Origin of the sequence: Paenibacillus apis (assembly GCF_018333295.1) — a bacterium.
Classification (GTDB): Bacteria; Bacillota; Bacilli; order Paenibacillales; family Paenibacillaceae; genus Fontibacillus; species Fontibacillus antibioticophila.
Genome location: NZ_BORS01000015.1, coordinates 129,696 through 141,047, shown reverse-complemented (window position 1 = coordinate 141,047; position 11,352 = coordinate 129,696). Strand labels below are relative to the sequence as shown.

Annotated in this window: 11 protein-coding genes; 8 read left to right on the top strand and 3 right to left on the bottom strand. The window is 50.5% G+C overall.

The genetic code is table 11. From position 1 onward, the window contains the following. Positions 1 to 463: 463 nt before the first annotated feature. The 3 genes from hepT to KI362_RS20080 form a co-directional block, all read right to left on the bottom strand. On the bottom strand, positions 464 to 895 hold the full coding sequence (gene hepT, locus KI362_RS20090) for a type VII toxin-antitoxin system HepT family RNase toxin (RefSeq protein WP_301629861.1): 432 nt from the start codon (positions 893 to 895) through the stop codon (positions 464 to 466). A 4-nt stretch (positions 896 to 899) separates the two neighbouring features. Beyond that, positions 900 to 1,304, bottom strand: a complete 405-nt coding sequence (mntA, locus tag KI362_RS20085) for a type VII toxin-antitoxin system MntA family adenylyltransferase antitoxin (protein WP_301629859.1) — start codon at positions 1,302 to 1,304, stop codon at positions 900 to 902. 127 nt (positions 1,305 to 1,431) lie between these two features. Next, positions 1,432 to 2,043, bottom strand: coding sequence for a GbsR/MarR family transcriptional regulator (locus KI362_RS20080; protein ID WP_301629857.1), 612 nt, complete (start codon positions 2,041 to 2,043; stop codon positions 1,432 to 1,434). A gap of 177 nt (positions 2,044 to 2,220) precedes the next feature. Between KI362_RS20080 and KI362_RS20075 the strand changes: the two genes are divergently transcribed. The 8 genes from KI362_RS20075 (at position 2,221) to KI362_RS20040 (ending at position 11,341) form a co-directional block, all read left to right on the top strand. Further along, positions 2,221 to 3,102 (top strand): carbohydrate ABC transporter permease, encoded by an 882-nt coding sequence (locus KI362_RS20075; RefSeq protein ID WP_044481377.1) that lies wholly within the window; start codon positions 2,221 to 2,223, stop codon positions 3,100 to 3,102. A gap of 24 nt (positions 3,103 to 3,126) precedes the next feature. Continuing rightward, the gene (locus KI362_RS20070; RefSeq protein ID WP_044481375.1) at positions 3,127 to 3,969 is read left to right on the top strand and encodes a carbohydrate ABC transporter permease; all 843 of its coding nucleotides are present in this window, start codon (positions 3,127 to 3,129) and stop codon (positions 3,967 to 3,969) included. A 43-nt stretch (positions 3,970 to 4,012) separates the two neighbouring features. After that, positions 4,013 to 5,368, top strand: a complete 1,356-nt coding sequence (locus KI362_RS20065) for an ABC transporter substrate-binding protein (protein WP_301629855.1) — start codon at positions 4,013 to 4,015, stop codon at positions 5,366 to 5,368. Beyond that, entirely contained in the window at positions 5,343 to 6,155 is an 813-nt protein-coding gene (locus KI362_RS20060; RefSeq protein ID WP_301629852.1) for an HAD family hydrolase, read from the top strand. The genes KI362_RS20065 and KI362_RS20060 overlap by 26 nt, the downstream gene beginning before the upstream one ends. Positions 6,156 to 6,180: 25 nt before the next feature. Continuing rightward, positions 6,181 to 6,504 (top strand): DMT family transporter, encoded by a 324-nt coding sequence (locus tag KI362_RS20055; protein ID WP_044481373.1) that lies wholly within the window; start codon positions 6,181 to 6,183, stop codon positions 6,502 to 6,504. Positions 6,505 to 6,509: 5 nt separating this feature from the next. After that, on the top strand, positions 6,510 to 7,403 hold the full coding sequence (locus KI362_RS20050; protein ID WP_301629849.1) for a metallophosphoesterase family protein: 894 nt from the start codon (positions 6,510 to 6,512) through the stop codon (positions 7,401 to 7,403). Between the two features lie 264 nt (positions 7,404 to 7,667). Further along, positions 7,668 to 10,028: a glycoside hydrolase family 16 protein gene (locus KI362_RS20045; RefSeq protein WP_301629847.1), complete on the top strand. Its 2,361-nt coding sequence runs from the start codon at positions 7,668 to 7,670 to the stop codon at positions 10,026 to 10,028. Between the two features lie 554 nt (positions 10,029 to 10,582). Beyond that, positions 10,583 to 11,341, top strand: coding sequence for an AAC(3) family N-acetyltransferase (locus KI362_RS20040; protein ID WP_301629845.1), 759 nt, complete (start codon positions 10,583 to 10,585; stop codon positions 11,339 to 11,341). Positions 11,342 to 11,352: the final 11 nt, after the last annotated feature.

Below are 11,352 nucleotides of genomic sequence, written 5' to 3'. Positions count from 1 at the left end.
ACGACCATTATACCACGGAATACGTAGATAATGGACGAATTCGGGAGAAAACCAATCATTCTAGTACTAAAAAACGGAATATGAATTGCTGAAGTTAGTGAGTTGTAAACAGTTAATAGACAGTCTCATTTCGGACGCTTAGGGCGCTCAAACGACTCTGGTTCACTCGATTCTACTCTCTAAGCAGCCCAAATGTCCGTTACAATTCTGGCTCATCCAAAGGCGGACCGTAAGCAGCCAAAATGTCCGTTAGACCAAGGACTTCCTTCCCTTAGATCAAATGCACCGCATTGCCTATATTGGTAAACAGAGTTGATCCCTGCGATATCGAATGTACAAAGAAACCGTCTCCTTGGTTTATGGTTGGGTGGTGCCTCCATTTTCCAGAGAGGTTTCTTTTTGTTTGACGTAATGAAAAAAGGTGCCCCTCAGTCATCTTATGATGACTTTTGGAACACCCTTTTCAAATACTTGTTTCAGAGGAGCGATCGTCCGAATGTTTGATTCTTTCTGCAAAGGAAATGAAATCCACCAAATGCTTCTCAATGATTGTCCGGATAATCTCAACTTGTATACTTTGATAATCATTTACTGCAATATTGCGGAAACCGACCATAGCCTTCAGATTGTGGGAGAGGGCTTCGTCAATAACTCCATTCTTAAAGAGTAGATCGAAAGCATCACGACTGCTTTGCGGAATTCCCCATTTATTTTCCGATACAAGATGCATTGCCAAATCGATGCACGCCTCGCAGGCACGTTGCAGATTTAGAATAATGGAGTCCTGCTTGGTAAAGTTCAAGAGATTCTCCAAATTTCCCTCATATTCCTCTTCTATTCGTTTTATACAACGGTTAATGGTTTCTGACTTGTTTGCCAGGATATCTTGGTTCATGTTCTCACCCTCTCCGGTAGCTCTCCATAATCTCAAACCGTTCTTCATTAAGCAGAGCATACTCCTTCAAAGCGTACATAAATGCAGTTTGGCGGATCAAAGGTTCTGAATCAAGTAATACCTCTCCTGTGGCAATGATCTGAGCTTTGAATACGGGGCTGGCTTGAGGAAAATAAATCAGATCTACTTCTCGATGAACAAGATCAGCCAATTCGGATGAAGCCATAAAAAGCTCGTAAGCAGAAAGAGCAGAGACTTGTGATATGAATGCAATATCTACATCGCTATCTGGACGCATTTCTTCCTTCGCAGCCGATCCAAATAAGATCACTGTATGAGCCTGGAACCGCTCAATTAAATAATCACAGAGGGCTGATTTTTGCTGTGGTTTCAGTCTAGGATTAGGCATAGCACACCATCCACTCCCTTTCGATACGGCTCTTCTCAGTGACACCTTATCATGAGCGTATCCAAAAACCTTCAAAAATACAAGTTCTTATCCAACCATCAATCTCATTACCAGGCTAATTCAAGACTTACCGAGAGGCACCCTGCTTCGAATCACCCTCCCCCGAGGCCACCTCCTTCGAAGCTCCTCCCTCACTTACCTCAAAAAAATCATGCTCCTCCATCCGATGGACGAATTGCTGGAGCCATTCATAGTAGCTGGCCGCATGCTTCAGCTTATGCAGATCCTCCAGGCATAGTAGCCGCTCTTCCTCCGCCGTATCCTTATCCAGAATCATCTCCGACAGCATCGGGATAGCGACATCCAGCGCACTGCACATGACATCAATCTCCCGCTGCAGCTTGGTGGCGAAGAATGCCTGAAAGGCTTTGAAGAAATCAACCTCGGCGAGATACAGATCCTTGCGGGCATCCTTCTCCTCCAGCTTCGTGACCATCCGGGAGCCGATCAGGGAACGGACGGCGTAGCTCATGTTGCTCTTGCTCATATTCATCTTCTGCTGCATTTCCTCCAGCGTCATCGGCCGATCCTCAAAGAACATAATCCCGTACAGCTGCCCGTAGGAATAGTTCACACCGTACAAATCCATGGTCTGCGCAATCGCATCGATCACCCGCGCCCGCATTTCCTCCCGGAAATTAAGAGGAGCATTCATTTTACCCGAAGTTGGATGCTTCATCCTTTTACACCTGCCTTGAAAATTTTACACAGATTTAATCGTAGTTTCACGCAGAGATAACCCTTTATATCAAACTTGAACGTACAATAAAAATTGAACGAAGCACAGAAAGGCATTGATATTAAGTAGATTATACCAAACATTCAAATATTGTTGAATGGAATATAAGGAGGATTTATGAAGCGTCTGAAATGGGGGGAAGATCTGCGGGCTCTGCTATTTACGCTCCCTGCGATGCTCCCGTTGTCATTATTCTGGTTCTATCCGCTGGGCTACATTATTTACCTCAGCTTTGTGGAGTGGGACTTTATGAGCCCGGACAAGCTGTTTGTCGGACTGAGCAACTATCGCGCTCTTTTGGATAATCCGGCATTCTATCAATCTCTTCGGGTGTCGCTTCTGTTTTGTCTCGGGAGTGTCATCCCTGTGATCGTTATCGGCTTGGCCTTCGCCTTATTGCTGAACCGGAACATGAAGGGCGGAGCGATTTACCGCCTGCTCATGTTCTCGCCATGGGTCACGCCAACTGTAGCGGTGTCCATTGTCTGGTCCTGGATTTACGAGCCGGAGGTAGGTTTGGCTAACACGCTGCTGAGAACCTTCGGTCTGGAAGGAGTCCGATGGCTGGAGGATCCGGCATGGGCGCTTGTCGCTATCCTGATCGTGACGGTCTGGAAGTCGGCCGGCTGGGGGATGGTCTTCTATCTGGTGGCTTTGCGGAACGTGCCCTCCGAGCTGCTGGAGGCTGCCGAGCTGGATGGTGCCGGCTCCTGGCGTAAATTCACGAGTGTCACACTGCCGTTGATATCACCGACAACGTTCTTCCTGGTCATTGTTCAGGTGATTTCGGCACTGCAGGCTTACGATCAAATCAATGTGCTGACGCAAGGAGGCCCGGCTGGCTCTACGCGAACCTTGCTGTACCTGTATTATCAAGCGGCATTTGACTCGTTTCAGATCGGGGAGGCTTCAGCCGTAGCTATTACCCTTGTGATCTCTTGCATGGCGCTATCGCTGCTCTCCTTCGGGTTAGGACGCAAGACGGTCCATTATCATTGATGCTTTTAGACAGGAGGATAAATGATGCGCAGGATGAATGGTCTGGCTGCTGTATGCCGTCATGTACTGCTCGCGGCTGCGGCGCTGACGATGGCGTTTCCCTTCTACTGGATGGTGACTAACGCCCTGAAAAGCAATGACGAGATTTGGCAAACACCGCCCACCTTATGGGCTCAGAGCCCGAATTGGGGACAGTTTGCAGAGGCCTGGATGGCAGCTCCGTTCGGACGCTACATGTTCAATAGTATCTTCGTGGCTGCGTTCATTGTGCTGCTTCAATGTATTAATTCCGGCATGATGGCCTATGCCCTTACCCATATGAAGTTTCGTTTGAAGGGGGCATTCACAGGACTGATTCTGCTGGGATACATGGTGCCCAGTACAGCCGTCTATTTGCCGGGGTACATTGTGTTAAGCCGGTTAGGGCTGCTCGATTCCTATGCGGGACTAATCATATCCAACTGTGTTAGCGTGTTTTCGATTTTCCTCGTCAGGCAGGCCTTTCTGCAGGTGTCCCATGAGATGGTGGAGGCCGGACAGATCGACGGAGCATCCCACTTCCGGATTCTGTGGACGATTTTGCTGCCGCTGACGCGATCCTCATTCGCGGTATTAGGATTGATCACCTTTATTGATCACTACAATAACTACTTCTGGCCGATGCTGATCACGAAGAGCCAGCACTTGCAGCTGGTCTCTGCCGGGCTGCGCAGTTTCTTTGTGGAAGGAGGGGCTTATGGCTTGAAATGGCCGCTGATCATGGCTGCCAGTGCATTTACGATTGCGCCGCTGCTGATTTTATTCGGACTGACACAGAAGACCATCATGAGAAGCTTCAATATGTATGCAGGGGCAAGTAAAGGATAGGAAGCTGAAGTACACCAATATAAAGACGATGGAGGGAAATTCAATGCCTAAAGTTAAAAAGAGATTTGTTGCCATGCTGATGACTTGCATATTCCTGCTTCTGAGCGGCTGCGGCGGGGCGAATACCGCTGGAGTGAATACATCCGATTCGGCTGCGGCCGCAGGGGATGGAGGCTCAAAGAATAACACGCAGTCAACAGAGCCGGTGACGATTGAATTCTGGTATGGCCTGGGCGGGAAGCTTGGGGAGAATATGCAGGCGTTGATCGACAAGTTCAATAGCTCCCAGAGCGAGGTTATTGTGAAGCCGATTGTGCAAGCCGATTACAGTGAGACCGAGAAGAAGCTTCAGGCGGCTATCGCAGCCGGTACGGTGCCGGGTGCCGTTCTGTCCTCTAATGTGGACTGGGCCCGCAAGGGATATTACGCATCCCTGGATGAGCTGATTGCAGCCACCCCGGATTTTAATCCGGAGGATGTGGTACAAACCTTCCTGGAGCAAGGCCAGGTGGATGGCAAGCAATACTTCCTCCCGATGTATGGCACGACACAAGTCATGTATTACCGCAAGGATGCGCTTGAACAGCATGGTCTCAAGGCAGAGGATCTGAACACTTGGGAAGCATTAGCTGCTGCAGCGGAGAAAATGACGGTCAAGGAAGGCGATAAGACGGTATTCTATGGCTGGGAGCCGATGTGGGGCTCCGGCAACATGATAGATGCGGTCTATGGGAAGGGCGGCAAAATCCTGAGTGAGGACGGCAAGACGGTGCTGATCGATTCGCCGGAATGGGTGGAAACCTGGGATCTGTTCCGCAAATGGATTCATGAAGACAAGATCATGCGTATTCATTCCGGCGGGCAGGGCTGGGAGTATTGGTACAAGACGATTGATGATGTCATGAAGGGACAAGCGGCAGGGTACACGGGCTCCAGCGGAGATCAGGGAGATCTGGATTTCGGCATCGTCGGCGCGATGGAGCAACCGGGCTGGGAGGGCTATGGCGAAGGCAAGCCGGCCGCTGAAGCGATTATGGCGGGAATTCCGGCAGCAGCAAGTCCTGAGCAGCAGCAGGCTGCGATGAAATGGTATGCCTTCTTTATGAGCGCGGAAAACACAGCCTTCTGGTCGATGAATACCGGTTATATCGCCGTGCGTCAGTCCGCGTTGGAGAATCCGGAGTTTATCGCGTTCAGCGAGCAGAATCCGCAGGCTACAGTTCCGCTGAAGCAGGCCACACACGGCTCCAAGCCGTTCCAGGATCCTACGGGCGGGAAGATCAGTGATGCGTTGAAGATCGCTGCGGATAAGGTTCAGATCAGTAATGTATCTGCTGCGGAGGCATTGAAAGAAGCGAAGGAGACAGCTCAACGTGAACTCGATCGCATCCAGAAGTAATCTATCCTCATTGCCTGTCGCGAAACTATGTGTACAGGACCAAGCCTATGCTGTGCAGGCAATCTTGTTCGATAAGGACGGCACATTGCTGGACTTTACTTACACCTGGGGAAGCTGGGGCGAGCAGCTGCTCGCTTCCTTCTCCGACGAATTAGCAAAGAAGGGTCTCCCGGTGCTAAGGCCGGAGCTGCTGAGCACTTGGGGGATGATTTACAACGAGAACGGCGAGGTCTCCGGCTATGACCGGAACAGCCCGATATCGATGGGAACCATCAGCGATTTAATGAGTCTTCTTGCCCAAGAGGGTTATCAGGCCGGATTGTCTTGGGCCGAGGCCAAGGTGCTGGCGGAGCAGTGCCGTCGATCGGCGGACGAGCAATTGGAAGCCTCCCGCACGGCGCGTCTATTGCCTGGTGCTCGAGCCTTTCTGGAGCAATGCCGTCTCTGCGGAATCCGTCTGGGCATTGTTACTTCTGACGAGACCGATGCGGCTCTTAAACATCTGGAGTGGCTGGGGATTCAAGCCTATTTTGACGCATGTGTAGGGGCTGACCTTGTAAATCAGGGCAAGCCGTATCCGGATATGGTTGAGCTGGCCTGCTTGCAATTAGGGGTAATGGCTGAGAGAACCGCCGTGATCGGAGATACCAATGGAGATATGCAAATGGCCCGGGCGGCAGGGACAGCAGCGGCGATAGGAATAGATGAGGGCGGCATGACCGGCAGGAGGGGATATCCGGCGGCAGACGCGGTCATTGCGGGTTATCTTGAGCTGCGGATTAGCTAGCGAATTCGCATGGAAGGTGAAATAGATGGGATGGTTACTCCTGGTACTGGCGATCGTGCTGGAGCTGTCCGGCACGGTGTCGATGAAGCTGTCGGATAGCTTTTCCCGATTGGGTCCGTCAATTTTGATGTTTGTATTTTACGCGGCAAGCTTTACGTGTTTGAATTATACTTTAGGATATATGAAGGTAAGTACGGTATACGCAATCTGGTCGGGGGTCGGCATTGTTCTGATCTCATTGGCAGGCGGATTGATCTTTCAGGAGAAGTTGACCCTGACCTCCATTCTGTGGATCGGTATTATTGTGATTGGTGTGGTCGGTCTGAATATAAGCGGCAAGGAAGGGTGAGCGGAATGGTTCAAGAGGATTGGACAGATCAGGAGGAGCAGGGAAGGGTGCTGCGGAAGCCTTTACTTTCCTTTCAAGTGATTACAGATACGCATATCAGAGCGGATGCCTCGCATATCTATAACCTGAATCTGGTGCGAGCTTTGGAGGATATTGCTGCGAATGGCCGAGGAAGTGCCGGCATTATGCATATCGGCGACATTACGGATCATGGCCTTCCTGAGGAATATGCGGAGTGGAAGCGAATCTGGAACTCTGCTTCGGGTACGCTGCCGCCGCTGTATCTGACCATGGGGAACCATGATGTCGGCTTTGGTGAATGGGAAGCGAATCTGGGGCGCTATTTCGAGGAGACCGGGACAGCATCGCCCTATCATGACCATTGGATCGATGGCTATCATTTTATCTTCATGGGTACCGAGGAAGGCATGGAAATCTTCTGCTCGCTGTCGGATGAACAGCTGAATTGGCTGGATGTCAAGCTGGGGGAAGATGCTTCTCCTGACCGTCCTGTCTTTCTATTCCTGCATCAACCCTTAAAGGACACAGTTGCCGGTTCGTTGGAGGAGCAAAAATGGTATGGTGTAGTCCAGGATACGGAGCTGAAGGCAATATTAGCACGACATCCGCAGGCCGTCCTGTTCACCGGTCATACCCATTGGGAGATGGAAGCGCCGCGCAATTATTTTGACGGCGAGAAGCGGCTTCCAGCCATGTTCAATGCGGCTTCTATTGCCTATCTGTGGACTGATGAGGATGAGGCGAAGGCGGGGAGTCAGGGCTATTATGTAGAGGTCTATCCGGACTATGTGCAGGTGCGAGGAAGAGACTTCACAAGCGGAAAATGGATTGACGCAGCCCGGTACAAGGTTTCGTATTCAAAGGAATCACAGGTATAAATAGAACTTTGAGAGTAAAAGGCTGCCCCTCCGAGGCAGTCTTTTATCATATTTCAGCTTAATCTTCTGCAAAACCCAAAAAAATGGGCTGTTATAAAAAACATTGTCCCTTTATCTGCATCTGGGGGTTGGTTAGAATGAAGGTGACTACAATTTAGGAATAAATTGGAGTAATAGAGAAAAAGAGGAGGTGAAATTTGTAAGCGTTATCAAATGCAAGCGCGTTGCGATATTTCATTTGAGATTAACTAAGGGAGGGTAATTATGAGACGTTATCAACAAAGGATGCTGAGTTTGATTCTGGCAGTTGTCATGGTAGCCGGGATAGGCCTGCTACCGGGTGGAAAGGCACAAGCAGCAGACGCGGGGACCATCACGTCAATGGCTTACTTTTCGGCGGCAGACGGCCCTGTGATCTCCAAGTCAGGCGTTGGACAGGCCAGTTACGGATTTGTCATGCCGGTGTTCAACGGCGGAGCGGCAACCTGGAATCAGGTGTCCGGCGATCTGGGCGTGAAGGTGAAGGTTGCGGGCAACTGGGTGGATATTGATAGTGCTGCGGGCTACGTGTATAACCAAAACTGGGGACACTGGAGCGACGGCGGTTTCAACGGCTTCTGGTTTACCCTTTCCGCTACGACCGAGATTCAGTTGTATTCCAAAGCAAATGGAGTAACGCTTGATTATACACTGGTGTTCCAGAACATGAATACCACGACGATCACCTCCATGACACCGACCCAAGGGCCTGGAATTACCGCAGGCTTCACCGGCGGCGCAGGATTCACTTATCCGATTTTCAATAACGATCCCGCTATCACTTACGAGGCTGTGGCTGACGATTTAAAGGTGTATGTGAAGCCGGTCAACAGCAATACATGGATTGATATCGACAATAATGCCGCCAGCGGCTGGATTTATGACAGTAATTTTGGTCAATTCACCGAAGGCGGAGGAGGCTACTGGTTTACGGTAACCGAATCGATTCATGTCAAGCTGGAGTCCAAGACATCTTCTGCAGATCTCATCTATACAATTACATTTAACGAGCCGGTCAGAAATTCTTATACCCTTACCCCATATGAAGGAACCACCTTCACGGCCAACGAAAGCGGATCCATCGGGTTGCCGCTGCCCAAGATAGACGGCAGTGCGCCGATTGCCTCTGAGCTGGGGAAATTCGTCTATGAAATAAATATCAATGGTCAATGGGTGGAGCTGAGCAATTCTGCCCTAAGCGGATTCATCTACTCAGGCAACGGCTACAACAACATGTCGGATGCCAACCAGTGGGGATATTGGGCGGATTATGTATACGGGCTGTGGTTCCAGCCGATTCAAGTGGATATGCAAATTCGGATCGGCTACCCTCAAAATGGACAAGCCGGAGGAAGTGTTGGCAATAACTTTGTCTACTATACGTTCATTGGCAATCCGAATGCGCCTCGTCCGGATGTGACGGATCAGGAGGACATTGAAATTGGTACGCCAAGCAACCCGGCTATTGACGGCATGACGCTCGTCTGGCAGGATGAGTTCAATGGAACTCAGCTTGATACGAGCAAATGGAGCTATGAAACCGGCTATTATATCAGTGATGATCCGAATAGCTGGGGCTGGGGGAATGCGGAGCTGGAGCACTACACGAACAGCGAGCAGAACGTATTTGTCCAGAACGGGGTATTAAACATCCGTGCACTCAATGAGCCGAAGTCCTTCCCGCAGGACCCAAGCCGGTATGCACAATACTCTTCAGGTAAAATCAACACGAAGGATCACTTTACCTTCCAATACGGCCGGGTAGACTTCCGGGCCAAGCTGCCAACGGGCAATGGCATTTGGCCGGCACTGTGGATGCTGCCGGAGGATTCGGTCTATGGCGCATGGGCGGCTTCCGGTGAGATCGACGTCATGGAAGCGAAGGGCAGATTGCCGGGAACGACCAGCGGCGCCGTTCATTTTGGCGGCCAATGGCCGGTGAACCGTTATCTGGCGGGAGAATACTACTTCCCGGAAGGACAGACGTTTGCGAATGATTACCATGTATACACGCTGATTTGGGAAGAGGATAATTTCAAATGGTACGTGGACGGCAAGTTCTTCTTCAAGGTGACTCGGGATCAATGGTATTCGGTAGCGGCTCCGAACAATCCGAATGCGCCGTTTGATCAGCCTTTCTATATCATTATGAATCTGGCGATCGGAGGACACTTTGACGGCGGACTGGCGCCAAGCCCATCGGATATTCCAGCTACTATGCAGGTGGATTATGTTCGTGTATATAATGCGGGCAGCACGGGAGGCGGCGGAGAAAACCCCGGTCCGGGCCAAGGTACGGTGATTATCGGCGATGCGGTGCGCGGTCTGAAGAAGACGGATGACAACCTGTTGTTCTATGTAAATGGGGCGACCTTCGCTGATTTGCATTACAAGATCAATAACGGGGGCCAGATGAATGTGGCTATGATTTCAGATGGCAACGGGAATTATACGTATCCGGTCAACAACCTGCAAGCCGGGGATACGGTGGAGTATTTCTTCACCTACAATCCGGGTCAAGGGGCGTTGGACACGCCTTGGCAGACCTATATTCACGGGGTTACCCAGGGGGTTCCTGCGGAATAAAGGGCCGAGGGTGGCATTCCTTCCGGCAATAGACTAAGATCAATATAGGCGAGGGAGAAGGTGACGGACTTCTCTCCGCCTATTTACTATATGAATGCACTTAAAATGCGAGGTCAGAAAGTCAACTTTTCAGCAGCGAGAAGGTTGCGAGAAGCCCAAGAAGGAGGAACAGAATGCAGGCGATTTTACGGACATTACGTCTTCTTAGAACTAATATTTGAGGAGAATGGAAATGTAACGGACATTTTGTATACTTAGCTAGTAGATTTGAAGGGGAAAGAGTGGATTGAGCGTTCTAAGTGGCGAAAATGTCCGTTAGCGATCAAAATAGTCTGAAATGGCTTGCTAACAATCCAAAATGTCCGTTAGAGTACCGAAAGTCGAGGTAAGCCGCTGAGACCTGCCAGCAACCGTTTCAAACTCCTAATCCCCTAGCTTTGGACACTTTCGTCCGTTTCACGAGGGAGGTCCTTCGATGGGCGGAGGGTGTTAAGCAGGCGTTTCGTGATCAAAAGGTGACTTTTTGAACAACCTCTTAAAAAGGAGAGAAGGAATTGCACACCCAAGAAAGCTTGATGAAGCAATTAGAGCAGTCAGGTATCCAGTCCAATGGAACGTTGCTGGTTCATTCTTCTATGAAGAGTATCGGTGAGGTAGCCGGCGGCGCAGATACCGTACTAGATGCGCTTGCTTCCCATATGGCGGACGGCCTGCTTGTGCTGCCGACCCACACCTGGTCTACGATTAATGCAGACAATCCGCGGTTTTATGTGGATCGTTCGCCATGCTGTGTCGGGATCTTGCCAGAGCTGTTCCGACAGCGCCCGGGCGTAATTCGCTCATGGCATCCGACGCATTCTGTGGCAGCTTTAGGACGGGATGCCGAGGAATTTACCAGCGGAGACCACCGGTTCGATACCCCTTGTGCCCGGGGATCTGCATGGGGCAAGCTGTTGGACCGCAAGGCTGCCATTATGCTTGTCGGGGTTGATCTTAGGCGTAACACCTTTATTCATGGCGTGGAGGAATGGGTCGACATTCCCGGCAGAATGACGGATGATCATGAAATGCTGATCACGGTCTTGCCTGACGGAACAGAAATCTCGGTGCCTTCCCGCAGACATTCCGGACTGTCCTGGTCCGAGCATTTCTTGAAGGTGGAGGATGTTCTGTTGGAGCGCGGGGCCATGAAGATAGGACAGCTTGGTGATGCAGTCACGCGAATCTGCGATGCTGAAGCTGTGACCAAGGTAATTACTGAGATGCTTCTGGATAACCCGGATTTGTTCTCCGACAACGAGCCATTAGCTTAAAGAATAACACA

What these genes read in the sequence shown, in the direction of transcription:
- hepT (WP_301629861.1), bottom strand. Translation starts at nt 895, where the DNA reads ATGAACCAAGATATCCTGGCAAACAAGTCAGAAACCATTAACCGTTGT.
- mntA (WP_301629859.1), bottom strand. Translation starts at nt 1,304, where the DNA reads ATGCCTAATCCTAGACTGAAACCACAGCAAAAATCAGCCCTCTGTGAT.
- KI362_RS20080 (WP_301629857.1), bottom strand. Translation starts at nt 2,043, where the DNA reads ATGAAGCATCCAACTTCGGGTAAAATGAATGCTCCTCTTAATTTCCGG.
- KI362_RS20075 (WP_044481377.1), top strand. Translation starts at nt 2,221, where the DNA reads ATGAAGCGTCTGAAATGGGGGGAAGATCTGCGGGCTCTGCTATTTACG.
- KI362_RS20070 (WP_044481375.1), top strand. Translation starts at nt 3,127, where the DNA reads ATGCGCAGGATGAATGGTCTGGCTGCTGTATGCCGTCATGTACTGCTC.
- KI362_RS20065 (WP_301629855.1), top strand. Translation starts at nt 4,013, where the DNA reads ATGCCTAAAGTTAAAAAGAGATTTGTTGCCATGCTGATGACTTGCATA.
- KI362_RS20055 (WP_044481373.1), top strand. Translation starts at nt 6,181, where the DNA reads ATGGGATGGTTACTCCTGGTACTGGCGATCGTGCTGGAGCTGTCCGGC.
- KI362_RS20050 (WP_301629849.1), top strand. Translation starts at nt 6,510, where the DNA reads ATGGTTCAAGAGGATTGGACAGATCAGGAGGAGCAGGGAAGGGTGCTG.
- KI362_RS20045 (WP_301629847.1), top strand. Translation starts at nt 7,668, where the DNA reads ATGAGACGTTATCAACAAAGGATGCTGAGTTTGATTCTGGCAGTTGTC.